Genomic DNA, 26989 nt, shown 5'->3' on the forward strand with positions numbered 1-26989 from the left:
GAACACAATGAACCCGCAAATGTTCCACGTGAAAAAAGGCAGAACAACACAATGGCGCAGCAATCGCGTGCATGGCAACGCATGTTATCCGGTCGCAGGCTTGATCTGCTGGACCCGACGCCGGTCGATATAGAGATCGAAGATATCGCGCACGGGCTAGCCTTTGTGGCGCGTTGGAATGGTCAGACGCGGGGGGATTTTGCCTATTCTGTGGCTGAACATGCGCTTCTGGTCGAAACCCTTTTCGGGCGGATGAACCCCAAGGCGCCGGCGAAATGGCGATTGGCCGCCTTGCTGCATGATGCGCCGGAATATGTGATCGGGGATATGATCTCTCCGGTGAAAGCCGCAGTCGGGCCGGAATACGGTGCGCTGGATGACCGGTTGATGGCGGCGATCCACATCCGCTTTGGTCTGCCCGCAGCGCTACCCAAATCGGTCAAGCAGCAGATCAAACGCGCCGATAAGGTCAGCGCCTGGATGGAGGCGACGCAGATCGCCGGATTTTCCGAAACCGAAGCGTCCAAGCTTTTTGGCCGGCCCAAACCCGAGGTGATGGAGGGGCTGTCCATCGTGCTGCGCCCGCCGGTAGAGCCGCGCAATGATTTCACCGCGCGCCACCTGGATTTACTCGGCGCGCTGTGATGGTCAAGGTCCGCCCCCCTATCGCGCTGGATGCGTCCAACATGGCGCAGCTGTTAAACGAGATTATCACCATTGGCGGCACCACCGCGATGACGCGCCCTGTCACCGGTAAGGATCTGACCGAGTGGATGGCCGCCAACGCCAACCAAAGCGCATGGCATGTGGCGCTGGATGACCAAGAGAACGTCGTCGGTTTTCAATGGATCAGCCCACACCCTAACCTGCCACCCGAGGCCTGCGATATCGCGAGCTTTGTGCAGGTCGGTCGCACCGGTCTTGGCGTCGGGTCCGCGCTGTTTGATGCCACGGCACAGGCGGCGGAACAGCTGGGCTATGTCTGGATCAACGCCACAATCCGCGCCGACAACGACGGCGGGCTGACCTATTACCAAAGCCGCGGATTTCGCGACTGGCACTTTGACCAAGGTGTCACACTTGCGTCTGGTCAGATCGTGGACAAGATCAGCAAACGGTACGACGTCTAGCGCCCTATTGCGGTGACCGCTTTGCCAGAATGCGCTGCAAGGTCCGGCGATGCATGTTCAACCGACGCGCTGTTTCGGACACGTTCCTGTCGCACAGTTCATAGACGCGCTGGATATGTTCCCACCGCACGCGATCCGCGCTCATGGGGTTTTCCGGTGGCGGCGGCAAGTCATCGCCCGTGGCCAGCAGCGCATTGACGATGTCAGTCGCATCAGCCGGTTTTGACAGATAATCCGTCGCGCCGATTTTGACCGCGGCAACGGCGGTGGCGATGGCCCCGTATCCCGTCAGCACCACAACCCGCGCATCGGGGCGTTTATCGCGCAATACCTCGACCACATCCAACCCATTGCCGTCCTGCAACCGCAGATCAACCACCGCATAGGCCGTGGGCCGTGCTGTGGCGATCGCAACGCCAGCGGCGACAGAGCCCGCGGTCTCTACCTCGAAACCACGTTTTTCCATCGCTTTGGCCAGACGGCGCAGAAACGGTTCGTCGTCATCCACCAGAAGGAGGGACCGATCCTCGCCTAGGTCGAGCGTATTTTCCTGAACCATATCATGCTCCGCTGGTTGAATGTTGTACCCGTCTTTATCCAGATATGTGGCGCGAGCATAGGGAGGTCAAATTTTCTACTGGTTGTCCACAAAGCACGCGACCTTGTCGGCCAACTGCTCTGGCGGGACATCGCGGCGAAAGAAGTCGACGAAACCGTCTTCGGGCATCACCAGATAGCTAAAGGTCGAGTGATCCACGAGATAGTTTTCGTCTTCGGCCTCATGCGCCTTGTAGTAGGTCCGGTAGGCGTCGCTCGCGGCTTTGACTTGCGCGGGCGATCCGGTCAGGCCGATCATCTTGGGGTGCATGTTGGCCGCAAAATCCCCAACAACTTCAGGGGTATCGCGGCCAGGATCGACAGAAATGAACACAGGCGTTACCGAAATACCGCGCGTTTCCAGTTCATCTACGGCGCGGGCGTTGCGGTCTACGTCCAGCGGGCAAACGTCAGGGCAGAAGGTATAACCAAAGTAAACGAGGCTGGGTTCGGTGATCACATCCGTGTCCGTTACGGTCTGGCCTTGCGCATTCACCAGCTCAAACGGCCCGCCCAATTCGGCCCCCCCGGCCACGGCAGAGTTCCTGCACTGCGCGTATTTGTCGCTGTCGCTATCGGACCGGTAGACGAGCATCAAGGATACCGCCAGAAAGGCCAGCACGACCAGCACCGCACCAATTGCCATTACTCTTCTCATATTCATTCTCCTGCGCGGTTAGGCGCTCTTGATCCCGGTCGGACACAGACCTACGCTTTCCCTCTATCAACGCAATCGACATTTTGAAAAGGTGCGCCGATGACGCAGGCCGCTGACATTCCCGTGGGGAGAGGCTTGGGCAAGGGTGCCCGCGCCAACTGGATCAGGCTACGCACCATGATTGTGCTGCGATGGGTGGCGATTGCGGGGCAGCTGACGGCGATCACCGTGGCGCAGCGCATCTTTGGCCTGCAGTTGGAACTGGGGCTATGTTACTTTGCCATCGGTGTATCGGTACTCGGGAACCTGATCGCCATTCTGGTCTTTCCCGAAAACAAACGTCTGTCTGAATACGAAAACCTGCTGATGGTGCTGTTCGATCTGGTGCAGCTGGCGTTTCTGCTGTTCCTGACGGGCGGGCTGCATAACCCGTTCTCGCTGCTGTTGTTGGGGCCTGTGACCATTTCTGCCACGGCGCTAAGCCTGCGTTCGACCATTGTGCTGTGCGGTACAGCGATTGTGCTGGCGACGCTGCTGGCGCTGTACCACTTGCCATTGATCACGCAAAACGGCGGGCGACTGGAACTGCCAAGCATCTTTATCTTTGGCATCTGGATTGCGCTGGTGATCGCGATTTTGTTTTCTACCGCGTATTCCCGCCGCGTTACGACGGAAATCCATTCGATGGCCGACGCCTTGGCCGCGACGCAAATGGCGCTGGCGCGGGAACAAAAGCTGACCGACCTTGGCGGCGTGGTGGCTGCTGCCGCACATGAACTGGGGACGCCGCTTGCCACGATCAAGCTTGCCAGCGGCGAGCTTTGGAACGAGCTGCAAGACCAGCCTGAACTGGCCGAAGACGCGGCCTTGATCCGCGATCAAGCGGACCGATGCCGCGATATTTTGCGTAATATGGGGCGTGCAGGCAAAGACGATCTACATCTGCGTCAGGCCCCGTTCATGACCGTTCTGGAAGAAGCTGCCGAACCGCACCGTATGCGCGGCAAGACATTTACCTTTACCCTTGGCCCTGATGCGGGTGATGCCGCCGACCAGCCCGCGATCCTGCGCCGACCAGAGATTATCCACGGGCTGCGCAACCTAATGCAGAACGCGGTCGATTTTGCGGCAACGACAGTCTGGGTCGAAGCCAACTGGACCGATACCGTGATCTCAATCCGGATTTTCGACGATGGTGCCGGTTTCCCGCCAGATATCCTTGGCCGTATCGGAGACCCGTTCATGCGGCGGCGGCGGTCTGACCCGAACGCTGCGCAGCGGCCCGAATATGAGGGCATGGGGCTGGGGCTGTTCATCGCCAAAACGCTGCTGGAACGATCTGGCGCAGAGCTGCGCTTTGCCAATGGGCCCGAAACCGCACTGCGCACCGAAACGCACGTCGGGGCTGTGGTCAAAGTGACCTGGCCGCGGGCGAAGATCGACGCCGACCACGGGGACACGCCGCGCGCTACGGGGGAAAATACACAGTTTTCGTGGTAAACCTTACGCGAATAGACGGTTAGCGCCCCCTCGGACAAAACCCGCCGATCTCTGGGTCGGTTAATAAACCGTTAACTCTTTGGCGCTTAATTTAGCGGAACCCTAAGGAAATGAGTCTCGTCGTGGCTTCCACATTTGACATCGCGCTTGTGATAATGGCCATTCTACCCAGTGGCTACGTCGCCTATCTTTGGCTGAATAGCCCTGAACGCCGGGACAAACCCGTCCTTCAGGGCGAGCCAGAGCTGTCTTATCTGTTCGACCACGGTGTGTTGCAGCATGCCTCTAGTGCGGCGCAACAGTTCTGCCCGCTAGAAGCAGGGCACCATGAATGGCCCGATTTACATCACAATATCTTGCCGCGTTTCGGGCTGTTCCCGGACAAGCCCCCTTCAACCGGCGAAGGCCAGATGATTGTCGCGGCCACCGATCCCAAAATTCAGACATTGCTGCGGATCAATTGGGACAAACACCTGTGCCGTGTCGTTGTGCTGGATCCCAAAGACGTCGGCGTCGACCTGCGCTCAGAGGCAGAGGTCACGCTGTCGCGGGTGCGCTCTCACGTTTCTGTGCCGCTTTGGCACACCGATCAACACCACCGTTTGCTGTGGTACAATGATGCCTACCACGCGCTCTTTAAGGTATGTCACCCTACGCTGGCCATCGAAAGCCGACCGCTGTTCCCTGCGGATTTCAGCAATGCGACCCACCGGCTTGCGCTGCGCGATCAGACCACCGGCGCGAAAAACTGGTATGCCGTGACCCATAGCCAGTCACGCACCACCAATTGTTACCAAGCGACATGCATCACGCCCCTGATCCGCGCCGAAGAAGCACAGCGCAACTTTGTCCAGACCCTGACCAAGACCTTTGCCCAGCTGTCGATCGGGCTCGCTATTTTTGATCGCAAAAACCAGCTTGTCCTGTTTAATCCGGCCCTCATCGACCTGACCGGCCTTGGGGCGCAGTTCCTGAGTGCCCGCCCCGAGATCCAGACATTTTTTGACAAACTGCGCGAGACACGCAAAATTCCCGAACCCAAAAACTATGCGTCATGGCGCAATACCATATCCGAATTGATAAGCGCTGCGCATGATGGCCGTTACGAAGAAATCTGGTCGCTGGAGTCCGGTCAGACGTTTCGGGTCAAGGGGCGCCCCCATCCCGACGGAGCCACAGCCTTTCTGATCGAAGACATCAGCGCGCAGGTCACCCAAACCCGCAGCTTCAAGGCCGAACTGGAACAGGGCCAAGCCATGCTGGACACCTTGGATGACGCCATCGGCGTATTCTCATCCTCGGGGGTTTTGACGTTTTCGAACAGAGCCTACCAAGAGCTCTGGAAGGTCGAACCGGACGCTGCCTTTGCCGACATCACCATCCATGATGCTATTCAGGTCTGGAAACGGCGGTCGGCGCCCAATCTGCCGTGGGAGCAGATACAGGGCTTTGTAGAAAACAGGGAGGATCGCCTGAATTGGAGCATGCCGCTGTATCTTGTCGATGGGACCGAGCTGACCTGCCTGATCTCACCGATCCTTGACGGGGCCACGCTGATCCGGTTTCACCAGCGGAAAAAACATCCCGCAGAGATCGAAAATTCTGACGCCGTGAAGTCGCCACAAGACGCCTGATCCCCGCTTTCGCCTTGCGGCGCACCACCGCGGACAAGTATCCTTGCCGCATGGCATCACACGCACTTGATCTTACGCTGCAGGACGCAGACCAAACCGCCCGCTTGGCCGTGACGCTAGGGCGCGTGCTGACAGCAGGCGACGTTGTTTTATTGACCGGCGACGTCGGCGCGGGCAAAACGCATTTCGCCCGCGCATTGATCCAGTCCTTGCTCGACGTGCCCGAAGACGTTCCCTCGCCCACATTTACGCTGGTGCAGACCTATGACACCCGCGATGCCGCGATCTGGCATGCGGATCTCTATCGGCTGACCTCCGTCTACGAGATCGAAGAGCTGGGGCTGACCGATGCCTTCAGCGATGCCATCTGCCTTGTGGAATGGCCCGACCGGCTGGGCGATGTGCGCCCCGAAGATGCGCTGAACCTGACCCTGACTGTCACTGGTGATGACACACGGCGGCTGTCTGCCACGTGGAACGACGATAAATGGCACGAAAAGCTGGGGGCATGGCGCAAATGACCGACCGTATAACCGCCATCCAGAGCTTCCTTGCCGATGCGGGATGGGCGCTGGCGCGGCGTGATCTGCTGGCCGGCGACGCGTCGAACCGCCGGTATGACCGTTTGACAAAGCCCGACGGCAACACCGCTGTGCTCATGGACGCCCCCGCCGAAAAAGGCGAAGACGTGCGCCCGTTCATCCGCATCGCCAACTGGCTGCGCACACAAGGTGCCAGCGCGCCCGAGGTATATGCCGAAGATATCGATAATGGTTTTCTGCTGATCGAGGATCTGGGCGATGACCTGTTCGCACGTTTGATGATCCAGACGCCCGCGATGACGCATGCGCTGTATACTGCTGCGACAGATTGCCTGCTGCACCTGCACAAGGCACCGCACCCCGATCTGCCGCTTTGTGATGCGGACTGGTTGACAGACGCGGCGCAAATGGTGTTCGAATGGTACGCCCCCGACAGCGACGCCGCGGCAGAGTTTAACGCATTGTTCACCCCATTGGCGCGCATATTGGACAGCGCTCCCCGCGTGATCATCCTGCGCGACTATCACGCTGAAAACCTGTTGTGGCTTCCCGAACGTTCCGGTTCTGCCCGCGTCGGGCTGCTGGATTTCCAGGATGCACTGCAAGGCCATCCCGCCTATGATCTGGTGTCGATCCTGCAAGACGCGCGGCGCGACGTTGCCCCAGCCGTCGAGGCCGAGATGATCGCGCATTACATCCAGCACAGCGGGCAGGACGGCACAGCGTTCCGCAGCGCCTATGCTCTGCTTGGGCTACAACGAAACCTGCGGATTTTGGGGATATTTGCGCGGCTGTGTCTGCGCGATGGCAAAGCGCACTATGTCGATTTCGTCCCCCGTGTTTGGGAATATGTGCAGCGCAACCTTGATGATCCGGCGCTTGAACCGCTGGCCAAGGTGCTGCACGCCGCGCTCCCCACGCCGACCCCCGATTTTCTAGAGGATTTAAAAGCCAGATGCGCAACGCCCCCAAAGCCGTAATGATGTTTGCCGCCGGGTTTGGCACGCGGATGCAGCATTTGACCAAAGACCAGCCCAAGCCGATGATCCCCGTCGCGGGGCGCCCCCTGATCGACCATGCGTTAGATCTGGCGCGCGGTATCGCGCCGGAACGCATTGTCGTGAACCTGCACTATAAACCCGACGCGCTGCTACAGCACCTTGCAGGGCGCGATGTGCAAACGATCGTGGAACAGCCTGATATTCTGGAAACCGGCGGCGGGCTGCGCAATGCGCTGTCGCTGCTGGGCAACGGGCCCGTTTTTACCATGAACACCGATGCGATCTGGGCCGGCCCCAACCCGCTGTCGTTACTGGCGGATGCATGGGACCCTGCCAAGATGGACGCACTGCTAATGGGCGTGCCCGTGGCGCAGGCTGTGGGTCACGCCGGTGACGGCGACTTTACGATGGATGCCGACGGTCAGCTGAAACGCGGGCCGGGTGTCGTCTATGGCGGGGTCCAGATCATCAAAACCGACCTGTTAGAGACGATTTCAGAGCGTGCCTTCTCGCTTAACCTCTTGTGGGACGTGATGCTGGACCGTGGGCGCATGTACGGGCTGGCATACCCCGGGCGCTGGTGCGATGTGGGCCACCCCGGTGGGATCACCCTTGCCGAAGATATGCTGGACGCCGCCGATGTTTGAACCGCAAGACGACCCGCGCGTTTTCGGGCTGGCCCCCGGTGTCGACTTTCCCAAGGAACTGGTGGGCGGGTTGCTTTCGCGGCTCTTAGGGCAGCCCGCCCACGCCATCGGGCGCATCGATCTGGTGGTGAACACCCGCCGGATGCAACGCCGCTTGCGCGAAATTTTCGATGCCGGTCCGGCCAGCCTGCTGCCGCGCATCCACCTGATCGACAACCTTGATACCCTGGGGACCGGCGTTGATCTGCCGCGGCCTGGTCCGGCTCTACGCCGCCGGTTAGAGCTGATAACCTTGGTGTCGAAACTGCTGGATCAAGCACCCGAGCTTGCCCCACGGGCGTCGCTTTATGACCTTTCGGATAGCCTAGCGCAGTTGATCGATGAAATGCAGGGCGAAGGCGTGCCAGTCGAGGCGGTAACCGAGCTGGATGTCAGCGACCAGTCTGGCCACTGGGAACGCGCGAAACAATTCCTTGATATTGCGCATCGTTATCTGGGCGAAAGCGTTACCCGTCCTGATCCGCGCGCGCGGCAAAGGCAGGTTGCGTTGCGGCTGATTGCGGACTGGCAAGAAAACCCGCCACAGCATCCGGTGATTGTCGCCGGCTCTACCGGATCACGGGGGACCTCGGCACTGTTAATGGAAGCAGTGGCAAAGCTGCCCCAAGGTGCGCTGGTGCTACCGGGTTTCTGTTTCGACATGCCACAGGCGGTCTGGACCGATCTGGGCGAGGATCAGGAAAAGATCGCGCAGGATCACCCGCAATACCGGTTCCGCGATCTGCTGTGCCGGCTTGAAATGTCGCGCAGCAAGATCGAGGCCTGGACCGACACGCCGCCCCCCTCTGCCGCGCGTAACGCTTTGGTGTCGCTGTCATTGCGCCCTGCCCCTGTCACCCACGTCTGGCTGACCGAAGGGCCGAAACTGCCCGATCTACACGAAGCCACCGAAGGGTTAACCCTGATTCAGGCCCCCACCCCCCGTGCCGAAGCGCTGGCCATTGCACTGCGCTTGCGTCAAGCGGTGGCAGACGGCAAAACCGCCGCGCTGATCACCCCCGACCGGATGCTGTCGCGTCAGGTCACCTCGGCGTTGGACCGCTGGAATATCCTGCCCGACGACAGCGCGGGCTTGCCGCTGCACCTGTCCCCTCCGGGTCGTTTTTTGCGTCACGTGGGCGATCTGTTCCTGCGTAAGCTCGATTCAGAGGCCTTGTTAACCTTGCTGAAGCACCCGCTGACCCATAGTGGCGGGGATCGCAACATCCACCAGCTCAACACTCAGCGGCTTGAACTGCAACTGCGCCGCGACGGGCTGCCCTACCCCGATGCAGATGGGGTTTTGAGACTGGCGCGCAAGACGGTATCGCGGTCGAAAGATCCTGCGCAGATGGATGTTTGGGCCGATTGGGTCGGCACCCACCTGACCGATTGTGAACTAACAGGCGACCGGCCACTGGAAGAATGGGTCGCCCTGCATATGGCGCTGGCCGATGCCATCGCCGACGGTGCCGCGCCAAGCCAGCCCAACGGATTGTGGCAGCACCACGCGGGCGAAGAGGCGGCAAAGGTGATGAACGACCTTGCCGAAAACGCGCCCTATGGCGGCGAAATGTCGGCGTCGGATTACACCGATTTGGTCGGCGCGCTGCTGCAACAGGGCGAAATCCGCGACCGCGACGCGCCGCATCCAAACGTCATGATCTGGGGCACGCTAGAGGCCCGCGTGCAGGGCGCCGATCTGGTGATCCTTGGCGGGCTCAACGACGGCGTCTGGCCCGAAGCGCCGCCGCCGGACCCTTGGCTGAATCGCCAGATGCGCCTGAAGGCCGGATTGCTGTTGCCTGAACGGCGGATTGGCCTGTCTGCACATGACTATCAACAATCCATCGCCGCGCCCGAGGTCTGTTTGACCCGCGCGATCCGGTCGGACGAGGCGGAAACCGTGCCCTCGCGCTGGCTGAACCGTCTAGGCAACCTGCTGAACGGTCTGCCCGCACAGGGTGGTGATGCGGCGTGGAAGGCGATGATCAGACGCGGCGATCACTGGCTGGATCAGGCGCGCGCTTTGGAAACCGTCGACCGTGTGACACCCGCGCCGCGCCCGTCACCGCGCCCGCCCCGTGCCGCGCGCCCCCACGCGTTGTCGGTGACAGAGATCAAACGTCTGATCCGCGACCCTTATGCGATCTACGCCAAACACAGCCTCAAACTGCGCGCGCTGAACCCGCTGGTGCAGTCGCCCGACGCCCCTGTCCGTGGCATCATTGTGCACGAAATCATGGAACGTTTCATCAAATCGGTGACAGCAGACCCCGCGCTTTTGACGAAATCGCACTTGCTAGAGACGGCAAAAACCGTGTTAGAGACCGAAGCCCCCTGGCCTGCCGCCCGTGTCATGTGGCTGACCAAGATCGAACGCATCGCCGATTGGTTCATCGAGAACGAGACGCAGCGACAAAGCTATTCCACCCCTGCCGCGTTTGAAAAAGCCGCCAAAGGCAGCCATAGTTTCGCAGATCTGGGCTTTACCCTCACCGGCTATGCTGACCGGATCGACCGGACGGAAGATGGCGATATTTTGATCTATGACTACAAGACCGGCACACCACCTAGCGTGGCTGAACAGAAAGCTTTTGATAAGCAGTTGCTGCTAGAGGCCGCCATGGTCGAAGAAGGCGGGTTCAAGGAAATCGGCCCTGCCCCCGTCGCCCAAGCCGCCTATATCGGGTTGGGCAGCAAGCCGGTAGAACGCCCTGCGCCTCTGGAAGACGAACCACCGGCAGAGGTTCTGGCCAAGCTGCACGCGCTGATCACCAGCTATCTGTCTGATGAACAAGGCTTTACCTCGCGCCGGATGGTGAAGACCACGGATTTTGAGGGCGATTACGACCAGTTGGCGCGGTTTGGAGAGTGGGATGCCACGACCGAACCTGCGCCGGAGGATTTGACATGACCGCCCCCTTTGACGACGCAACCCGCGCCCAGATCGACGCGGCGCGGCCTGATGCTTCGACCTGGTTGGGGGCGAATGCGGGGTCGGGCAAGACCCGCGTGCTGACCGACCGCGTGGCGCGGCTGTTGCTGAACGGGGTTGAGCCGCAGCATATCCTGTGTCTGACCTATACCAAAGCCGCCGCGTCCGAGATGCAGAACCGGCTGTTCAAACGGCTGGGCGCATGGGCGATGCTGACAGATACCGACCTGCGCCATTCGCTGTCTGAACTGGGCGTCGAGGACGGTTTTAGCCCTGAAAAGCTGCGCATGGCCCGCACGCTGTTTGCCCGCGCGATCGAAACCCCGGGCGGGCTGAAGATCCAGACCATTCACTCGTTTTGTGCGTCTCTATTACGGCGCTTTCCGCTAGAGGCAGGGGTAAGCCCGCAGTTCACCGAGATCGAAGACCGCGCCGCCGATCTGTTGCGGGCCGAGATTGTCGATACCATGGCCGAGGGTCACGATGCCGCCCTGATCACCACGCTGGCACGGATGTACACGGGCGAGGATTTCAGCAAGCTCACCCGCAGTATCGTCGGCCAACGCGAAGGTTTTGCCGATGTATTGTCGTGGGAAGATGTGCTGGCGCTGTTCGACCACCCCGCCGATCTGACCGAAGAAAAAATCACGGCTTCGGTGTTTCTGGGGTCAGAGGCGATGATCCTTGAACAGTTGATCCCACCGATGCGGGCCAAGGGTGGGCTGGACGGGAAGGCTGCGGAAAAGCTTGCCACGATCCAGACGATGGGCATCACCGCCCTGCCCGTTCTGGAAGACGTGATGCTGACTGGTGCGGGCGCCAAGGAACCCTTTACCGCTAAGGTCGGCACCCTGCCCACCAAACCGACCCAAAAGCTGCTGTTTGATCTGATGCCGCAGGTCGATGATCTGATGCGACGGGTCGAAGATGCCCGGGACGCGCGGCTGGCACTGCGAGCTGCGCAGAAGACCCATGTGCTGCACCAATTTGCGCAGCGGTTCCTCGAGATTTATGCCCGCGAGAAACAAAAACGCGGCTGGCTGGATTTTGATGATCTTATCCTCAAGGCACGGGCGTTGCTGACCAATCCGGCGGTTGCGGCATGGGTGCTTTACCGGATCGACGGTGGCATTGATCATATTCTGGTGGATGAAGCGCAAGACACCAGCCCGCGCCAATGGGATGTGATCGAACGGCTGGCCGATGAGTTCTATAGCGGCGATGGTGCCCGCGAAGAGGAAGACCGCACGCTGTTTGTCGTCGGTGATAAAAAGCAGTCGATCTATTCCTTTCAGGGCGCCGACCCGCGTGAATTCGACCACAAACAGGACCTGTTCGAGCAAAAAATCACCCAAGCCGGCCAGACCTTCCAGCGGCGCAGCCTTGAGTATTCGTTCCGATCGTCCTCGGCGATCCTGCAACTGGTAGATACGACGCTGGCCCCCCATACCGACGCAGGGTTTCAGGCAGACGCCGCGCATAAAGCGTTCAAATCCGCCCTGCCCGGCCGTGTCGATCTATGGCCCGTGGTCGAGAAGACAGACGAGGCCGATGACCGTGAATGGTCCGATCCGGTGGATCAGAAATCTGCGCATCACCATGCGGTCGTTCTGGCCGACCAGGTCGCGTCCCAGATCAAGGAACTGATCGAGGGCGACCATTATTTGCCCGTCGATACCGACACCCCGGGTGCCTTTGCCCGACGGCGCATCCGTGCGGGCGATTTCCTGATCCTTGTGCAACGCCGCAGCGATCTGTTTTCAGAAATCATTCGCGCCTGCAAGACCGCCGGTGTCCCTATTGCGGGGGCCGACCGGCTCAAGGTCGGGGCCGAACTGGCGGTCAAGGATCTGGCGGCGCTGCTGTCGTTTCTTGCCACGCCCGAGGATAACCTGTCGCTGGCGACGGCGCTGAAATCGCCTCTGTTTGGCTGGACAGAGCAGATGTTGTTCACCCTGTCCCACTACCGCAAGGAAGATCACCTGTGGCAGGCGTTGCGCAGCAGCGACGCATATCCTGAAACCGTCGCGATCTTGCGGGATTTGCGGGCGCAGGTCGATTTCCTGCGGCCCTATGACCTGATTGAACGCATCCTCACCCGCCACGACGGGCGCCGCAAGCTGCTGGCGCGGCTGGGATCAGAGGCGGAAGACGGGATCAACGCCATGCTCTCGCAGGCGCTGTCGTATGAGCGCGGCGCGATCCCGAGCCTCACCGGTTTTCTGGTGTGGATGCAGACCGACGACCTCGAGATCAAGCGCCAGATTGATAACGCGTCAGATCAGGTGCGCGTGATGACCGTGCACGGGGCCAAGGGGCTTGAGGCACCGATCGTGATCCTGCCGGATACCGGCAAGCGCCCGTTGGTGATCCGCGACGAAATTATCAAAATCGGCGACACGCCTGTGTGGAAACTTTCCGAAGGTGACATGCCGGCCGCGATGCGCGGTGCGCTGGACGACCGCAAAGCGCGCGAAATGGCGGAACGGCTGCGGCTGCTTTACGTGGCGATGACGCGCGCCGAAAAATGGCTGATCGTCGCCGCAGCGGGTGATCTGCCCAAAGATGGCAATAGCTGGTATCAGATGGTCGGCGCTGCCATGGGTCAGGCCGGTGCAAAACCGGTAGGCAGCTCGGGCGGAATGCGCTTTGAACACGGCGACTGGGATGCGCTGCCGGTGGTTGATACTGCATCAAAAACCGACATTAAGCCTTTATTAGAGCCTATTTTCAGCACGCCCCTCACCAATATCCCCGAGCGTGCCAAGACGATGGCCCCTTCAGACCTGGGTGGTGCCAAAGCCCTTCCCGGTGACGATGGCCAGTCAGAGGCAGAGGCGAAGTCATACGGCAATCTGGTCCATAAGATGCTGGAAACACTGCCGATGATGCAAAGCGACCGGTGGAACGGCGTGCTGCAAACCTTAGCCCAAGGGTATGATGATGTGACAGCTCAGGCTGCGTTGAAAGAGGCGATTGCCGTGCTCAATACGCCCGCCATTGCGCATGTCTTTGGCAAGGATGCGCTCGCAGAGGTCCCGATTACTGCGCCGTTGGGCAGCGCGCGCCTGCATGGTACAATCGACCGGCTGCTCGTATCCGATACGGATGTGTTGCTGGTGGATTATAAAACCAACCGCGTGGTGCCAGACACGCCGGATCGCTGTCCCGAAGGGATTCTGCGCCAGATGGGTGCCTATGCCGCAGCACTGGCGCAGGTGTTTCCCGACCACCGTATTCGCACTGCGATCTTGTGGACGCGTACTGCTGCGCTGATGGAACTGCCCGATGCACTGATCACAAACGCCCTATCGCGGGTGCGCGATCTTGACGGGACGCATGGGGCTACATAGGTTCCCATTCTAACCAACCCCCGTGCAGGAGCAGCAAAATGGCAACCGTCGCAGTCACAGACGCAACATTCGACGCAGAAGTTAAGAATTCCGATATCCCCGTCGTGGTGGATTTCTGGGCTGAATGGTGCGGCCCCTGTAAGCAAATCGGCCCCGCGCTGGAGGAACTCTCCGCCGAGATGGATGGCAAGGTAAAGATCGTCAAAGTCAACGTTGACGAAAACCCCAACAGCCCCGCCCAGATGGGTGTGCGTGGCATCCCTGCCCTGTTCATCTTCAAGAATGGTGAAGTCGTATCAAACCTGGCCGGCGCCCGCCCAAAGGCGGCACTGCAAGGCTGGATCGAAGAGTCGATTTAAGCTACCGCACCCGTAGCAAGCACATTATTTGGCGCGTCAGGCAAAAGCTTGGCGCGCTATTTTTTTAATCCGCTCGAACCGCATCACATTGGCGAGCGAGGCATGTTCCTGAATGCGGTTCCAGTCGGTTAAAATCTGCACCCGCGTTAGGAATTGCACCGTGGGATCATCGGGCGGCACAAAGGTGTATCCTTGGAAAAATGCCTCCCATGCGGCGGGGGGTACGGCGTATCGCTTGGGCAACGCGTCGAGGTCTCCGACCATCTGGGTGTAGCTTTGCAGCAGTCGCGCGATGTCATATCCCACAGGCGATGGCGTGGTCGCTGAAAAGTCGAATGCTGCAGTTTCATCCACTGACATCACCAGATTAAGCCCGTTCAGATCACCATGTTTGGCCGCGATGCTGCCCGCGTGCCCTTGGGCCTGCGGCGCATAATCGGCAATGCGGTCCACATAAGCCGCAAAGCGCTGCTTGCCATTGATGCGACGCTGGCCGCTTTCGATACGCGCCACCAACCGCTGCAGGTGATTGACCATGAAGTGCGGCTGGAACGGGCGTGTGCCCTGCACCGTGGCCCCGTGGTACGCCGCCAGCCAGCCACCGGCACGGCGCAGCAAGGGCGCGTGATCTTCTGTCTTTCGACACAGGTCCAGAAACGTGTCCCCCTTGGCAAAGCGCATCAGATAGGCCTGCGCCTCGTGATCCGCCGCCAATATCTGCGGCACCGTATAGGCGGGTATCCCGTCCAGCGCGTCACAGGCCGCCTGATGCGCCACCAGCATCTTGGTGAACCGGTCGGTATCCGCAGGACGTGTGACATATTTCAACACCACAGCAGCACCATCGCGCCCGTCATACCGCTGCACGATCTGGCGTTGTTTCTGATCGTCCTTGATCCACTCCGCGCCACACACGTAGGTTTCTGCCGCGAGACCCGCTTTTCCGGACAATCTGCCAAACACTTGAAAAGCCTCGACTTTAAGGGCGTCTACCGGGGGCATTCAAATCCTTTCCGGACAATAGCCTTGCGAAACAGCGGCGGGGTTTTCATATAGGTTTGAACTATGGAGGCTACATGTCAAAGCAAGAATTCCCCGGCTGGCACGGGACCACCATCATCGGTGTGAAGAAAGACGGCGAAGTCGTGATCGCGGGCGACGGTCAGGTCAGCCTTGGCCAGACCGTCATCAAAGGGACCGCGCGCAAGGTGCGCCGTCTCAGCCCCGGTGGGTTTGACGTTGTCGCGGGCTTTGCCGGTTCTACCGCAGATGCTTTCACGCTGCTGGAACGGCTTGAAGCCAAGCTGGAGGCGACGCCGGGTCAATTGGCGCGGGCCAGTGTCGAGCTTGCCAAGGACTGGCGCACCGATAAATACCTGCAAAAGCTCGAGGCGATGCTGATTGTGACGGACGGGCGAGAACTGCTGGTGATCACAGGCGCGGGCGACGTGCTGGAACCCGAACACAGCGTCGCGGCTATCGGGTCGGGCGGGAATTATGCACTGGCCGCCGCGCGCGGCATGATGGACAGCGACCGCGACGCCGAAACCATCGCCCGCGACGCGATGAAGATCGCGTCTGACATCTGCGTTTATACCAATGGCAACCTCACGGTGGAGAAAATCTCACAATGACCGATCTTACCCCCCGCGAAATCGTATCCGAACTTGATCGTTTTATCATCGGCCAGAACGACGCCAAACGAGCCGTGGCCGTGGCCCTGCGCAACCGCTGGCGCCGCAAGCAGTTGGGCGATGACCTGCGCGACGAAGTATACCCCAAGAACATCCTGATGATCGGGCCCACCGGCGTCGGTAAAACCGAAATCAGCCGCCGGCTGGCAAAACTGGCGCGGGCGCCGTTCCTCAAGGTGGAAGCTACAAAGTTCACCGAAGTCGGCTATGTCGGGCGCGATGTAGAACAGATTATCCGCGACCTGATCGATAGTGCCATTGTGATGATCCGCGAACACATGCGCGAAGACGTGAAGGTCAGCGCCCATAAAGCCGCGGAGGAACGCGTGGTGGACGCGATTGCCGGAAAAGATGCCCGCGAAGGCACCCGCGACATGTTCCGCAAAAAGCTGAAATCGGGCGAGCTGGACGACACGATGATCGAGCTTGAAGTCGCCGACACCTCTAGCCCGTTTCCCACCATGGATATCCCCGGGCAACCCGGCGGTGGCATGGGGATGATGAACATTGGCGACCTGTTTGGCAAAGCCATGGGCGGTCGCACGGTCAAGAAGCGTCTTTCGGTGTCCGAAAGTTACGAGGTACTGATCAGCGAAGAGGCCGACAAGCTGCTGGATGACGAAACCGTCAACCGCGCGGCAATCGAGTCTGTGGAGCAGAACGGCATCGTGTTTCTGGACGAGATCGACAAGGTCTGCGCCCGCTCTGACGCGCGCGGCGGTGATGTCAGCCGCGAAGGCGTGCAGCGCGATTTGCTGCCGCTGATCGAGGGTACCACCGTGTCGACGAAATACGGTCCGGTGAAAACTGACCATATCCTGTTTATCGCCTCGGGTGCCTTCCACATTGCCAAACCGTCGGATCTGTTGCCCGAATTGCAGGGTCGTTTGCCCATCCGGGTTGAACTGCGTGCGCTGACGGAAGATGACTTTGTTCGTATTCTGACCGAAACCGATAACGCGCTGACGCTGCAATATACCGCGCTGATGGGCACCGAAGAAGTCGAGGTCAATTTTACTGACGAAGGCATCAGGGCACTGGCCAAGATTGCGGCCGATGTGAACCAGTCCATCGAAAACATCGGGGCACGGCGCCTGTACACCGTGATGGAGCGCGTCTTTGAAGAGCTGTCGTTCACTGCGCCGGATCGCACCGGCGAAAAGATCACCGTCGACGGCGATTTCGTTGAAAAGAATCTGGGCGAGCTGACTCGATCCACCGATCTGTCGCGCTACGTTCTTTAGGTCTTTTCAATCTGCCATGCGCCTGAGAAGGATGGCGCATGGCATACTTCAGATTTATCCGCGCCAATTGGGTGTTCTTGTTGGCGGGTTTCCTGCTGACATTCACGTCGGCCTATGGGCAAACCTATTTCATCTCGCTTTTCGCAGGCGAGATTAAGGGCAGCTTTGGCCTGTCTGATGGGCAATGGGGCGGCATTTACACGATCGGCACCACGCTATCGGCGATCACGATGGTCTGGGCCGGTGTGCTTACTGACAGGTTTCGGGTACGCCGTTTGTCGTTCTGGGTGATGGTCGCGTTGGCGGGGGCCTGTCTGGCGATGGCTGCCGTGCCGAACTGGATCGCGCTGATCTTTGTCATCTATGCGCTGCGGTTGACGGGTCAGGGGATGATGTCCCAGCTGAGTGCCGTTGCCATGGTCCGCTGGTTCGAGGCCGCGCGCGGCAAGGCCTTGTCCCTGTCGTCGATGGGGTTTGCAGCGGGTCAGGCGATCTTGCCCGTTGTATTCGTAGCCCTTTTTGCCAGTTTCCACTGGCGCAGCCTATGGGTGCTGGCGGCCGTGCTGGTGGTGATCACCATGCCTGTCATGCTACTATTGCTGCAGCAGGAACGGACGCCGCAATCCATGGCGCAAAGCACGCAATCGGCGGGGATGGACGGCCAACACTGGACACGGTTGCAGATGTTCCGGCACGGGTTGTTCTGGCTGATGATCCCCTTGGTCATCGGGCCTGCCGCGTGGGGCACGGCGTTATTCTTTCAACAGGTCCACCTGACAGAGGTGAAGGGCTGGACGCTGGTCAGCTTTGTCGCGCTGATGCCGCTTTATACCGTGACATCCGTGATTTCGACCTTTGTGTCGGGCTGGGCCATTGACCGGTTCGGCGTGACGCGGGTGACACCCTTGCAGATGGTGCCCTTTGCCGTGGCGTTCGCGGTGCTGGCCTTTGCCGATACCATTGCAATGGCGGGTGTGGGGTTGATGATCTTTGGCGTGGGGCAGGGCATGCAGGCGACCGCGACCTCTGTGTTCTGGGCCGAATTCTATGGCACACGCTATATCGGATCGATCAAGGCCGTGGGGGCCGCGCTGATGGTCTTTGGATCGGCCATTGGGCCGGGTGTCACGGGGCTTTTCATTGATCTGGGCGTCGATTTTCCGCAGCAGATGATCCCGATCGCGATCTATTATGTCATCGCAGCGATCATGGCGACCGCCGGTGTGCTGCTGTATCGCAAGCGGCTGGTAGCCCGCTAGGGATTTTTACCTGTGGCGGCGCAGGTAAACGTAGTAGGCGCCGCCACCGCCGTGGCTGATATGCGCCTGACTGACCTGAAGCACCGCAGACGACAGCGGCGGCATCGACAGCCATTGCGGCACCTGATGGCGCAGCACGCCGTGGCGCACGGGGATAGGGCCGCCTTCGTCGCGCATCTTGCCCTTGCCGGTGATCACCAACACAAGGCGCCGCCCTTTGGCATGAGACCCGAGAATGAATTTGGTCAGGGCAGGATGGGCGCGGTCCAGCGTCATGCCGTGCAGGTCGATCCGGCCTTCGGGGCGCATCTTGCCGCGCTTGAGCTTGCCGAAGGCTTTTGAATCCATCTGAACCGGCGACTGGCGCAATTGTTCAGGCAACGAAGGCACCAGATCATGGGTGTTGCGCCGTGGTTTGGGATTGGGCTTGCCCAGCAGGACAGAGGTCGTCTTGCGGATCTGCGGCGGCGTCGGGCCAGGGCCCTTAAGTGCAGTGGCGCCGTCGATTTCGGCACGGAACAGCTTGTCGACGTCCAGCTTTTCTGTCCGCTCTGCCACCTTTTTCCAAAGGGAAAGATCATCCTTGTTCAAGCGTTTTCGGGTCATAGCAGTGGCTCCGGCAGGAGAGCGTAAGCCCGCTGGATCGGCATCAATACCATCATTCGCCCAGGGTCTCGCAGCTTTCCGGCGGCACGGCCCGCCTCGTCACCGGTGCCAAAGAACACATCCGCCCGCTGAGCGCCCTTGATCGCCGAACCGGTGTCCTGCGCGATCATCAAGCGGTGCATCGGTTCACTGCCCTGTTTTTCGATCCAGACAGGCGCCCCGAGCGGTATAAACTTGGGGTCAACGGCGATGGTGCGTAGGGTTGTCACGGACCGGTTCATCGCGCCGAGCGGCCCTTGGTCGGCGGGCACCTGACTGACCTCGCGAAAGAACACATAGGACGGATTGTGGTACAGCAGTTCGCGCCCGTCTTCGGGGTTGCGCCGGACCCAGTTCTTGATCACCTCGGCGCTGACCTGATGCGGATCATAGACGCCACGGCGCACCAGTTCGACGCCGATCGACCGGTACGGGTGGCCGTTCGCACCACGATAGCCCACGCGCCGATAGCTGCCGTCGGGCAACCTTATCCGGCCAGACCCTTGAATTTGCAGAAAGAAAAGCTCTACCGGGTCGTCAACATAGGCGATTTCAAGGCCGCGCCCCTTCATCACATCAGTGTCCAGAATATCACGGCGCGGCAGCCATGGGTTATTCTCTTTTGCCTCTGGCGGCATGGCATAAACCGGATAGCGATAGCGGTCAGACGGGTAGAGATCGCCATCAAGTTCGGGTTCGAAATAGCCGGTGAACATCGCCTCGGCGCCGTCTTCGATCAACACGGGCCGGAACAGCAGTTCAAAGAACTGGCGCGGATCGGGATCGGACTTGGCATAGGCGCAGATGTTGCGCCAATCCACGCTCTTCATATCGCCGCAGGTGTTTACAAAGGTGCGCAACGCTGCGGCATGGTCGTCGGTTTCCCAGCCGTCAAGCTGGTCATAAGACAGGATGCTATAGGACACATCGGTCGCAGAAGCGGGCGGAGCCATCAGGCCCGCCCACAGAAATGCACCCGCACAGGCACTTTTTAACCGTCTGTAGAAACAAGCAGCCAATTTGGATCATCCGAGCCCATGACACGAGCAAACACCCATGTGTCTTTTTGACGATTGACCGCTGTCGCGCTGCCTTCGACGATTTCACCGTCGCGGTCTTTCACGACCGACGTCAGCTCGGCTACGAAACGGATCGTCAGTTCCGCCTCGTTGGTGGTTTTGTCCATCGTGGCGCTTTCAAGCTCCATCTCGCGGATGCCGACGAAATGGCTTTCCACGGTCAGGCCCTGATCTTCGCGTGCGGCGACGCCTTCGACAAAGCTTTCGTAGATCTCTTCCGACAGGAAGGGTTTGATGTCGTCGAGGTTGCCATGCTCGTAGCCCATCACGATCATCTCATAGGCACCGCGGGCACCGCCCAGAAAATCGCTGACGCCAAAGGATGGCTCAATGCGTTTCATCTCGGCCAGGGCGAGCGCTGTGTCGGACCCTTCGGGCGCGTGATCGGTGATATCCAGATCGGGGCCGCCTTCGATCACTTCGAATGCGGGGCCGGTGGGGCGTTCAGGCTTCTCGCTGACCTCAGCCGGTTTTTCGAAACCGGTGCGCGTGCCAAGCACATTCTTGAGGCGCAGGATCAGGAACACGGCAATAGCGGCCAGTACCAGAAGCTGTATCATGGGCGAATTCATAGGTACCTCGTGCTAAGAAACATGGAAACGTCGGTCTAGTGCCCCTATGTAGGGTGTGAACAGGGCCAAGTCCACTCTGGCCCATAGGAAAGGACGCCTGCCATGTGGCTGTTTTTAGCTTTTATTGCCGTACCGCTGATAGAAATAACGTTGTTCATTCAAGTGGGTGGGGCGATTGGCCTCGGCTGGACCTTGGCGATTGTTGTGTCGACAGCGATTATCGGCACCTATCTGATGCGCGCACAGGGGGCGCTGGCACTTGGCCAGATCAAATCATCCCTGTCCGAAGTCCGCGATCCGACCGAACCGCTGGTGCATGGCGCGATGATCCTGTTTGCCGGTGCCTTGCTGCTGACCCCGGGTTTTTTCACTGATGCTATCGGCTTTGCCCTTTTGATACCGGGCGTGCGCACGGCTGCCTTCAAAGCGGTCCGGAGCAAGGTTAGCGTATCTGGTGTTCACATGGGCGGCACCACCGGGCCCCGACGGCCGCAGCCCCATCGTCCGATGCAGGGCGACGTCATCGACGGCGAATATCACGAGCTGTCAGAGCAGGACCGCGGGCCCAAGCGCCCGTCTGGCTGGACAGACCATTGAGCGCGGCCAAGCGATCTGATAAGCCCGACGAAATGAGTTTTTAGTCTTAAGGAGCCTTTGAATGGCTGAAGAAGAAGCAACACAACCGACCCAAGCTGCACAGCCGAAAATGCGCATCCTGGGTCAGTTCATCCGCGATATGTCGTTTGAAAACATCATGGCACAAAAGGGCGCGCCAACGGATGTGCAGCCAGACGTGCAGGTTCAGGTCAATCTGGATGCGAAAAAGCGGTCTGCTGACAATCAGTATGAATCCGCGATCAAGCTCAAGGTGACATCAAAGGCCAAAGGCGGCGACGCAACGCTGTTCTTGCTTGAAATCGACTATGTCGGGATTTTCCACGTCGAGAGCGTGCCAGAAGATCAGATGCACCCGTTCCTGCTGATCGAATGCCCGCGCATGATCTTCCCGTTTCTGCGCCGTGTTGTCAGCGATGTGACCCGTGACGGTGGCTTCCCGCCGCTGAACCTCGAGAACATCGACTTTGTCGCGCTGTATCGCAACGAAATCGCGCGCCGTCAGTCAGAGAATACGCAAAAAGCAGACGCCTAAAGCGTCTTCCACACAGCGCTGTCGCCCAGTTTATCGACAAATTCGGTATGGGCGGCAGTCTCTTGCGGGGTAATCCGCGAGGGCAGGGGCGTCGGGCGCGGTTTGGGCGCCCAGTCGGGGGTGGTATCACCTTCTTTGCGCTCTGGCTTGGTCGACAGACCAAAATCAGGCTGCCGCCCGCCAATCAGTTCAAGATACACCTCCGCGAGAATTTCACTATCAAGCAAAGCCCCGTGCAACGTACGCGACGCGTTATCGATGCCGAAACGACGGCACAGCGCATCCAGCGACGCCGGTGAGCCAGGAAAGCGTTTGCGTGCGATGGCCAGCGTATCCAGCGCCTGTTCCCACGGGATCTGGGGCAGGCCCATCCACTTGAGTTCAGCATTCAGGAATTTGATGTCAAAAGCCGCGTTGTGGATCACCAGCTTTGAATCGCCGATAAAATCCAGAAATTCCTGCCCGATCTGCGCAAATTTGGGTTTGTCGCGCAGGAAATCATCCCCCAGCCCGTGCACCTCGAATGCCTCGGCGGGCATGCTACGTTCGGGATTGATATACTGGTGGTACGTATTGCCGGTCGCCACGTGGCCCATTAGCTCAACCGCGCCAATTTCTACGATCCTATCGCCGCTTTGAGGGTCGAATCCGGTGGTTTCCGTATCCAGCACGATCTCACGCATGGGAAAGCTTTCCTTTGATATTGTCGATGACGGCCTGCACCTGCGCACGGGCGTGGGGCAGGGTGTCTGTTTCAATCACATAGTCGGCCAAGGCGCATTTTTCATCGTTTGGCATCTGTTTCGCACGTATGTTTTCGAACTGTTCCAACGTCATTGTGCCGCGTTCCATCACCCGCTTTTGCTGGATTTCCTCCGAAACAGTGACGCATGCAACCGCATCCATGCGTTTGTTACCGCCGGTTTCAAAAATCAACGGAATATCAAGCACGACAATCTCTGCCTTGGTATCGGCCAGAAAGGCCGCGCGGTCTTCGCCAACCAACGGATGCACAATGGCTTCGATCTTTTTCAACACGGTCGGGTCCGCATCAATCAGGTTTTTCAGCGCGGGTCGTGACACTTCGCCCGCGACGACGGCATCGGGCAACTCCTTTTGAAAGGCAGAAACTGCGGCGCCGCCCTGGGCATAAAGGCGATGTACCGCGGCATCGGCGTCCCAAACGGCACATCCCAGTTCAGCGAACATTTTTGCGGTGGTCGATTTCCCCATACCGATCGACCCGGTCAGGCCCAGTAGAAACATCAGCGCAACGCCGCCAAGCGTGTTTCGTGGTCCACTGTGGGGCGCGTGCCGAACCATCGTTCGAACCCCGGCACAGCCTGATGCAAAAGCATGCCTAAGCCGTCAACAGTGACACATCCTGCCGCTTCTGCCGCTTCCAAAAGGCTTGTCTTTAGCGGTGCATACACGAGATCCGTAACGACCGTATCTGCGCGCAGCCCGTTCAGCGGCACGCGCAGCTCTGATTTGCCAATCATCCCAAGCGACGTGGTGTTCACCACCAATGCAGCGTGGCCCACCATCATGCCCATCTGCGACCAATCATAGACGGTAACACGGTTTCCAAATACCGACCGCAGGCGTTCAGCCCGCTCTCGGGTGCGGTTGGAGAGCAGGATTTCAGGGACACCTGCATCCAGCAACGACCAAATCACGGCCCGCGCAGCGCCACCAGCGCCAAACACGCATGCGGGGCCAGACGACGGCACCCAATCCGGCGCACCGGCTTTCAGATTTTCGATAAACCCGTAGCCATCTGTATTGTCGCCCTGGATTTTGCCATCGGCGCGAAAGGTGATCGTATTCACCGCACCAATCATCGCCGCACGGTCCGTAATGATGTCCGCGATCTCGATCACGGCTTCCTTATGGGGGATCGTGACATTGGCCCCGACAAACCCCATTTTCGGCATCGTCTCTAGGACTTGGCGCACATTTTCGGGTTCGACGTGTAGCGGGATATAGGCGCCTTGCAGGCCAAGCGTTTTCAGCCAATGCCCGTGTATCTGCGGGGATTTCGAATGGGCAATCGGTGACCCGATCACACCTGCTAGCGGTATTTTGGCCAGGCTCATGCGGATAGATCCCCCCGTAGCGTCAAATAATTCAACAGTTCAAGCAAAGGTAACCCTAGGACATTAAAGTAATCCCCTTCAATGCCGGTGAACAGCCTGACGCCTTCTTCCTCCAGCTTATAGGCACCGACCGCGTGCTGGATACTGTCCCAGTTTCGCGCAACGTAGTCTTCTATATAGTCGTCCGAAGCATCGCGCATCCGCAACCGGACCTGACCCACGTGGCGCCAGATCGGTTTGCCATCTTCGACGATAACCGCAGCTGACAACAAACTATGGCGATCACCCCGCAGGGATTTCAGCTGCGCAATCGCTTCGTCGGGCGTTGCGGGTTTCGACAGCAGCGTGCCGCGATGGTCGAGCACCTGATCGCAGCCCAGTACCAACGCACCGGGGGTCTTGTCGCTGACCTTGCGGGCTTTCATCTCTGCCAGTGTATCGGCGATGTCACGTGGGGGCGCCTGCTCTGCCAGCAGGGCCATCTTAATCATTTGTTCATCAATTCGCGCGACGCTCACCTCGTGAGGGACGCAAGCCTGTTGCAGCAACTGTGACCGGATCGACGAGCCGGAGGCGAGGATGAGACGTTGGGGCATGTGGATAAACCTGTGTGCGACGCTAGGAAGTTCTTAGGGATTTTTCCCCCGAATGGCGAGGGTCCGCAAAACCGTCGGGAAAACCCATGCCCTCCAGCCGGAATTTCATGTTTTATACGGGCAGGCATAAGGATAAATCCGAAATCCCCTGAACGGAGTTAATCCCAAGCTTATCCACAGACCTACACAGGTTATCCCCCGATTTTTTTTCGAATAACCCACTGAAAATATTAATTTTAATTTGACATCCCGTGACTTATCACTGTCGGAGGATTTACGAAGTACACAGGTGGATAAATCGAGGTACAAAACAGTAATCCACAGAAAATGGTCTCCCTACTTACATCATCATCTTTCTTCTTTTCTTATTTATATTAGTAAGAAGACCCAAACCGGAGTCTGACATGACCGACCTGCTTGCCATCGCCTACCCTTGGGTAAAATCGCTTCATATCATTTCGGTCATTTCGTGGATGGCCGCGCTGTTCTATCTGCCGCGCCTTCTCGTCCATCATACCGAGCAGGTAGGCCAAAGCGGCCCGACCCATGATCTTTTCAAAATGATGGAGTTCAAGCTCGCCACAGTCATCATGCGTCCTGCGATGATCGGCACGTGGATCTTTGGGCTGGCGCTGGTTCTCACGCCCGGCATTGTTGACTGGGGCGCTGTGTGGCCCTGGACTAAGGGTGCCAGTGTGTTTGCAATGACGGGCTTTCACGGGTGGCTTGTCGGGCGTGTGCGGGCCTTTGCAGCGGGGGAGAACAGCCTAAGCGGAAAACGTTACCGGATCATGAACGAAGTACCGACCCTGCTGATGATCATCATTGTGTTCTCGGTTGTCGTGAAATTCTAAGTTGATTGACGAAACCGGCCAATCTGAGTATGTGTTTGCTGCACCCCGTCCGGGGTTTGTATTAATCTGCCCATTTTTATGACACGACCCGCCCGTATTCCGGGACCGGAACAGGATATTTCCATGACAACCGAAACACTTAACCTTGCCGATCTAAAGGCGCAGACGCCCAAGAATCTTTTGGCGATGGCCGAAGAGCTTGAGATCGAAAACGCATCCACGATGCGTAAAGGCGAGATGATGTTCCAGATTCTGCGCGAACGCGCGGATGAAGGGTGGGAAATCTCTGGCGATGGTGTGCTGGAAGTGTTGCAGGACGGCTTCGGTTTCCTCCGCTCGCCCGAGGCAAACTACCTGCCGGGCCCCGATGATATCTACGTTTCGCCCGAGATGATCCGCCAGCACTCGCTGCGCACGGGGGACACGATCGAAGGATTGATCAAGGCGCCGGATGATACCGAACGCTACTTTGCGCTGACCGAAGTGACCAAGATCAACTTTGAGGAGCCCGAAAAGGCCCGCCACAAGGTTGCTTTTGAAAACCTGACGCCGCTTTACCCCGACGAACGCCTCACGATGGAAGTCGATGATCCAACGATCAAGGACCGCTCGGCACGTATTATCGATCTGGTATCGCCCATCGGTAAAGGCCAGCGCTGTTTGATCGTGGCGCCGCCACGGACTGGTAAAACCGTTTTGCTGCAAAATATTGCCAATTCGATCGAAAAGAACCACCCTGAGTGCTATTTGATCGTTTTGCTGATCGATGAACGCCCCGAAGAAGTCACTGATATGCAGCGTAGTGTCAAAGGGGAGGTCGTCTCCTCGACCTTCGACGAGCCTGCGACCCGTCACGTTGCTGTGTCCGAAATGGTTATCGAAAAGGCAAAACGTCTGGTTGAACACAAGCGCGACGTCGTAATTTTGCTGGATTCGATCACCCGTTTGGGGCGCGCCTTTAACACTGTGGTACCATCGTCCGGTAAGGTTCTGACCGGTGGTGTTGATGCGAACGCGCTGCAACGTCCGAAGCGTTTCTTTGGTGCCGCGCGTAATATCGAAGAGGGCGGGTCGCTGACCATTATCGCGACCGCACTGATCGATACCGGCAGCCGCATGGACGAAGTCATCTTTGAAGAATTCAAAGGGACCGGTAACTCTGAAATCGTGCTGGATCGCAAGATCGCAGACAAACGCGTCTTCCCTGCGATGGATATCCTCAAGTCCGGCACGCGGAAAGAAGATCTGTTGGTCGATAAAATCGATCTGCAAAAGACATTTGTCTTGCGTCGTATTCTGAACCCAATGGGTACCACGGATGCAATCGAATTCCTGATCGGGAAATTGAAGCAAACGAAGACAAATTCCGATTTCTTCGACTCGATGAACAGCTAAATAT

General features: G+C 58.9%; 27 protein-coding genes. 17 read left to right on the top strand and 10 right to left on the bottom strand.

Annotated features, from left to right (window positions below; all coding sequences use genetic code 11):
• Positions 1-51: 51 nt before the first annotated feature.
• Both ACVBAU_RS01730 and ACVBAU_RS01735 read left to right on the top strand, forming a co-directional pair.
• On the top strand, positions 52-645 hold the full coding sequence (locus tag ACVBAU_RS01730) for an HD domain-containing protein (protein ID WP_448327534.1): 594 nt from the start codon (positions 52-54) through the stop codon (positions 643-645).
• Positions 645-1130, top strand: a complete 486-nt coding sequence (locus ACVBAU_RS01735) for an N-acetyltransferase family protein (protein WP_448327536.1) — start codon at positions 645-647, stop codon at positions 1128-1130. The genes ACVBAU_RS01730 and ACVBAU_RS01735 overlap by 1 nt, the downstream gene beginning before the upstream one ends.
• A gap of 4 nt (positions 1131-1134) precedes the next feature.
• Here ACVBAU_RS01735 and ACVBAU_RS01740 read toward each other — a convergent pair whose 3' ends face one another.
• Together ACVBAU_RS01740 and ACVBAU_RS01745 are read right to left on the bottom strand one after the other, a co-directional pair.
• Complete coding sequence (locus ACVBAU_RS01740) at positions 1135-1689, bottom strand: ActR/PrrA/RegA family redox response regulator transcription factor (protein ID WP_138924666.1); 555 nt, start codon at positions 1687-1689, stop codon at positions 1135-1137.
• A 75-nt stretch (positions 1690-1764) separates the two neighbouring features.
• Entirely contained in the window at positions 1765-2391 is a 627-nt protein-coding gene (locus ACVBAU_RS01745; RefSeq protein WP_138924665.1) for an SCO family protein, read from the bottom strand.
• Positions 2392-2484: 93 nt separating this feature from the next.
• On the opposite strand from ACVBAU_RS01745, the gene regB reads away from it, so the two are divergent.
• The 8 genes from regB to trxA all read left to right on the top strand — a co-directional run bounded on the left by regB (position 2485) and on the right by trxA (position 14398).
• Positions 2485-3885 (top strand): sensor histidine kinase RegB, encoded by a 1401-nt coding sequence (regB, locus tag ACVBAU_RS01750; protein WP_335744711.1) that lies wholly within the window; start codon positions 2485-2487, stop codon positions 3883-3885.
• 122 nt (positions 3886-4007) lie between these two features.
• Positions 4008-5519, top strand: a complete 1512-nt coding sequence (locus tag ACVBAU_RS01755; RefSeq protein ID WP_448327539.1) for a PAS-domain containing protein — start codon at positions 4008-4010, stop codon at positions 5517-5519.
• A gap of 50 nt (positions 5520-5569) precedes the next feature.
• Complete coding sequence (gene tsaE, locus ACVBAU_RS01760; protein WP_448327541.1) at positions 5570-6040, top strand: tRNA (adenosine(37)-N6)-threonylcarbamoyltransferase complex ATPase subunit type 1 TsaE; 471 nt, start codon at positions 5570-5572, stop codon at positions 6038-6040.
• Positions 6028-7041 carry an aminoglycoside phosphotransferase family protein gene (locus tag ACVBAU_RS01765; RefSeq protein WP_448327542.1) on the top strand — a complete coding sequence of 338 codons (1014 nt, stop codon included), beginning with the start codon at positions 6028-6030 and terminating at the stop codon, positions 7039-7041. The genes tsaE and ACVBAU_RS01765 overlap by 13 nt, the downstream gene beginning before the upstream one ends.
• A complete protein-coding gene (locus tag ACVBAU_RS01770; protein ID WP_448327544.1) occupies positions 7017-7709 on the top strand; it encodes a nucleotidyltransferase family protein in 693 nt (230 codons plus the stop codon). The genes ACVBAU_RS01765 and ACVBAU_RS01770 overlap by 25 nt, the downstream gene beginning before the upstream one ends.
• On the top strand, positions 7702-10665 hold the full coding sequence (gene addB / locus ACVBAU_RS01775) for a double-strand break repair protein AddB (RefSeq protein ID WP_448327546.1): 2964 nt from the start codon (positions 7702-7704) through the stop codon (positions 10663-10665). Before ACVBAU_RS01770 ends, addB begins: the two co-directional genes overlap by 8 nt.
• Positions 10662-14039, top strand: coding sequence for a double-strand break repair helicase AddA (addA, locus tag ACVBAU_RS01780; protein ID WP_448327548.1), 3378 nt, complete (start codon positions 10662-10664; stop codon positions 14037-14039). The genes addB and addA overlap by 4 nt, the downstream gene beginning before the upstream one ends.
• 38 nt (positions 14040-14077) lie before the next feature.
• The gene (trxA, locus tag ACVBAU_RS01785) at positions 14078-14398 is read left to right on the top strand and encodes a thioredoxin (RefSeq protein WP_093732802.1); all 321 of its coding nucleotides are present in this window, start codon (positions 14078-14080) and stop codon (positions 14396-14398) included.
• Positions 14399-14434: 36 nt separating this feature from the next.
• Here trxA and ACVBAU_RS01790 read toward each other — a convergent pair whose 3' ends face one another.
• On the bottom strand, positions 14435-15400 hold the full coding sequence (locus ACVBAU_RS01790; RefSeq protein ID WP_448327550.1) for a phosphotransferase: 966 nt from the start codon (positions 15398-15400) through the stop codon (positions 14435-14437).
• Between the two features lie 74 nt (positions 15401-15474).
• Between ACVBAU_RS01790 and hslV the strand changes: the two genes are divergently transcribed.
• From hslV to ACVBAU_RS01805, 3 genes are read left to right on the top strand one after another with little or no spacing between them, the layout of a single operon-like run.
• The gene (gene hslV / locus ACVBAU_RS01795) at positions 15475-16032 is read left to right on the top strand and encodes an ATP-dependent protease subunit HslV (RefSeq protein ID WP_138924654.1); all 558 of its coding nucleotides are present in this window, start codon (positions 15475-15477) and stop codon (positions 16030-16032) included.
• Positions 16029-17336 (top strand): ATP-dependent protease ATPase subunit HslU, encoded by a 1308-nt coding sequence (gene hslU / locus ACVBAU_RS01800; RefSeq protein ID WP_448327553.1) that lies wholly within the window; start codon positions 16029-16031, stop codon positions 17334-17336. Before hslV ends, hslU begins: the two co-directional genes overlap by 4 nt.
• Before the next feature lie 38 nt (positions 17337-17374).
• Positions 17375-18595, top strand: coding sequence for an MFS transporter (locus tag ACVBAU_RS01805; protein WP_448327555.1), 1221 nt, complete (start codon positions 17375-17377; stop codon positions 18593-18595).
• Between the two features lie 6 nt (positions 18596-18601).
• Here ACVBAU_RS01805 and ACVBAU_RS01810 read toward each other — a convergent pair whose 3' ends face one another.
• From ACVBAU_RS01810 to ACVBAU_RS01820, 3 genes are read right to left on the bottom strand one after another with little or no spacing between them, the layout of a single operon-like run.
• On the bottom strand, positions 18602-19201 hold the full coding sequence (locus ACVBAU_RS01810) for a Smr/MutS family protein (RefSeq protein WP_448327557.1): 600 nt from the start codon (positions 19199-19201) through the stop codon (positions 18602-18604).
• Positions 19198-20193: a murein transglycosylase A gene (gene mltA / locus ACVBAU_RS01815; RefSeq protein ID WP_448327559.1), complete on the bottom strand. Its 996-nt coding sequence runs from the start codon at positions 20191-20193 to the stop codon at positions 19198-19200. The genes ACVBAU_RS01810 and mltA overlap by 4 nt, the downstream gene beginning before the upstream one ends.
• Before the next feature lie 38 nt (positions 20194-20231).
• Positions 20232-20891 (bottom strand): Tim44/TimA family putative adaptor protein, encoded by a 660-nt coding sequence (locus tag ACVBAU_RS01820; protein ID WP_138924649.1) that lies wholly within the window; start codon positions 20889-20891, stop codon positions 20232-20234.
• A gap of 102 nt (positions 20892-20993) precedes the next feature.
• Here ACVBAU_RS01820 and ACVBAU_RS01825 point away from each other — a divergent pair, with 102 nt between their 5' ends.
• Positions 20994-21488 carry an FxsA family protein gene (locus ACVBAU_RS01825; protein WP_448327561.1) on the top strand — a complete coding sequence of 165 codons (495 nt, stop codon included), beginning with the start codon at positions 20994-20996 and terminating at the stop codon, positions 21486-21488.
• Positions 21489-21549: 61 nt separating this feature from the next.
• On the top strand, positions 21550-22041 hold the full coding sequence (gene secB, locus ACVBAU_RS01830) for a protein-export chaperone SecB (RefSeq protein ID WP_448327563.1): 492 nt from the start codon (positions 21550-21552) through the stop codon (positions 22039-22041).
• Here the strand turns inward: secB and dnaQ are convergent.
• Genes dnaQ through ACVBAU_RS01850 form a run of 4 tightly spaced genes read right to left on the bottom strand, consistent with a single transcriptional unit; the run spans position 22038 to position 24736 of the window.
• Complete coding sequence (gene dnaQ, locus ACVBAU_RS01835; protein ID WP_335744720.1) at positions 22038-22724, bottom strand: DNA polymerase III subunit epsilon; 687 nt, start codon at positions 22722-22724, stop codon at positions 22038-22040. The genes secB and dnaQ overlap by 4 nt on opposite strands.
• Positions 22717-23307 (bottom strand): dephospho-CoA kinase, encoded by a 591-nt coding sequence (gene coaE, locus ACVBAU_RS01840; protein WP_448327565.1) that lies wholly within the window; start codon positions 23305-23307, stop codon positions 22717-22719. Before coaE ends, dnaQ begins: the two co-directional genes overlap by 8 nt.
• Positions 23307-24140: a shikimate dehydrogenase gene (locus ACVBAU_RS01845; RefSeq protein WP_448327567.1), complete on the bottom strand. Its 834-nt coding sequence runs from the start codon at positions 24138-24140 to the stop codon at positions 23307-23309. Before ACVBAU_RS01845 ends, coaE begins: the two co-directional genes overlap by 1 nt.
• Positions 24137-24736 (bottom strand): Maf family protein, encoded by a 600-nt coding sequence (locus tag ACVBAU_RS01850; RefSeq protein WP_138924641.1) that lies wholly within the window; start codon positions 24734-24736, stop codon positions 24137-24139. The genes ACVBAU_RS01845 and ACVBAU_RS01850 overlap by 4 nt, the downstream gene beginning before the upstream one ends.
• A 404-nt stretch (positions 24737-25140) precedes the next feature.
• Between ACVBAU_RS01850 and ACVBAU_RS01855 the strand changes: the two genes are divergently transcribed.
• Both ACVBAU_RS01855 and rho read left to right on the top strand, forming a co-directional pair.
• Positions 25141-25590: a CopD family protein gene (locus ACVBAU_RS01855; RefSeq protein ID WP_335744723.1), complete on the top strand. Its 450-nt coding sequence runs from the start codon at positions 25141-25143 to the stop codon at positions 25588-25590.
• A gap of 123 nt (positions 25591-25713) precedes the next feature.
• Positions 25714-26985: a transcription termination factor Rho gene (rho, locus tag ACVBAU_RS01860; protein ID WP_138924639.1), complete on the top strand. Its 1272-nt coding sequence runs from the start codon at positions 25714-25716 to the stop codon at positions 26983-26985.
• Positions 26986-26989: the final 4 nt, after the last annotated feature.

The sequence above is a fragment of the Sulfitobacter sp. M13 genome (assembly GCF_053474885.1).

Bases quoted from the DNA above. Each gene is read 5' to 3' on its own strand.
- addB (WP_448327546.1), top strand. From the start codon at position 7,702: ATGTTTGAACCGCAAGACGACCCGCGCGTTTTCGGGCTGGCCCCCGGT.
- ACVBAU_RS01810 (WP_448327557.1), bottom strand. From the start codon at position 19,201: ATGACCCGAAAACGCTTGAACAAGGATGATCTTTCCCTTTGGAAAAAG.
- tsaE (WP_448327541.1), top strand. From the start codon at position 5,570: ATGGCATCACACGCACTTGATCTTACGCTGCAGGACGCAGACCAAACC.
- ACVBAU_RS01770 (WP_448327544.1), top strand. From the start codon at position 7,017: ATGCGCAACGCCCCCAAAGCCGTAATGATGTTTGCCGCCGGGTTTGGC.
- ACVBAU_RS01730 (WP_448327534.1), top strand. From the start codon at position 52: ATGGCGCAGCAATCGCGTGCATGGCAACGCATGTTATCCGGTCGCAGG.
- mltA (WP_448327559.1), bottom strand. From the start codon at position 20,193: ATGGCTCCGCCCGCTTCTGCGACCGATGTGTCCTATAGCATCCTGTCT.
- ACVBAU_RS01740 (WP_138924666.1), bottom strand. From the start codon at position 1,689: ATGGTTCAGGAAAATACGCTCGACCTAGGCGAGGATCGGTCCCTCCTT.
- coaE (WP_448327565.1), bottom strand. From the start codon at position 23,307: ATGTTTCTACTGGGCCTGACCGGGTCGATCGGTATGGGGAAATCGACC.
- dnaQ (WP_335744720.1), bottom strand. From the start codon at position 22,724: ATGCGTGAGATCGTGCTGGATACGGAAACCACCGGATTCGACCCTCAA.
- addA (WP_448327548.1), top strand. From the start codon at position 10,662: ATGACCGCCCCCTTTGACGACGCAACCCGCGCCCAGATCGACGCGGCG.
- trxA (WP_093732802.1), top strand. From the start codon at position 14,078: ATGGCAACCGTCGCAGTCACAGACGCAACATTCGACGCAGAAGTTAAG.
- ACVBAU_RS01855 (WP_335744723.1), top strand. From the start codon at position 25,141: ATGACCGACCTGCTTGCCATCGCCTACCCTTGGGTAAAATCGCTTCAT.
- ACVBAU_RS01845 (WP_448327567.1), bottom strand. From the start codon at position 24,140: ATGAGCCTGGCCAAAATACCGCTAGCAGGTGTGATCGGGTCACCGATT.
- hslV (WP_138924654.1), top strand. From the start codon at position 15,475: ATGTCAAAGCAAGAATTCCCCGGCTGGCACGGGACCACCATCATCGGT.
- ACVBAU_RS01820 (WP_138924649.1), bottom strand. From the start codon at position 20,891: ATGAATTCGCCCATGATACAGCTTCTGGTACTGGCCGCTATTGCCGTG.
- ACVBAU_RS01745 (WP_138924665.1), bottom strand. From the start codon at position 2,391: ATGAATATGAGAAGAGTAATGGCAATTGGTGCGGTGCTGGTCGTGCTG.
- regB (WP_335744711.1), top strand. From the start codon at position 2,485: ATGACGCAGGCCGCTGACATTCCCGTGGGGAGAGGCTTGGGCAAGGGT.
- ACVBAU_RS01825 (WP_448327561.1), top strand. From the start codon at position 20,994: ATGTGGCTGTTTTTAGCTTTTATTGCCGTACCGCTGATAGAAATAACG.
- ACVBAU_RS01850 (WP_138924641.1), bottom strand. From the start codon at position 24,736: ATGCCCCAACGTCTCATCCTCGCCTCCGGCTCGTCGATCCGGTCACAG.
- rho (WP_138924639.1), top strand. From the start codon at position 25,714: ATGACAACCGAAACACTTAACCTTGCCGATCTAAAGGCGCAGACGCCC.
- hslU (WP_448327553.1), top strand. From the start codon at position 16,029: ATGACCGATCTTACCCCCCGCGAAATCGTATCCGAACTTGATCGTTTT.
- ACVBAU_RS01765 (WP_448327542.1), top strand. From the start codon at position 6,028: ATGGCGCAAATGACCGACCGTATAACCGCCATCCAGAGCTTCCTTGCC.
- ACVBAU_RS01805 (WP_448327555.1), top strand. From the start codon at position 17,375: ATGGCATACTTCAGATTTATCCGCGCCAATTGGGTGTTCTTGTTGGCG.
- ACVBAU_RS01735 (WP_448327536.1), top strand. From the start codon at position 645: ATGGTCAAGGTCCGCCCCCCTATCGCGCTGGATGCGTCCAACATGGCG.
- ACVBAU_RS01790 (WP_448327550.1), bottom strand. From the start codon at position 15,400: ATGCCCCCGGTAGACGCCCTTAAAGTCGAGGCTTTTCAAGTGTTTGGC.
- secB (WP_448327563.1), top strand. From the start codon at position 21,550: ATGGCTGAAGAAGAAGCAACACAACCGACCCAAGCTGCACAGCCGAAA.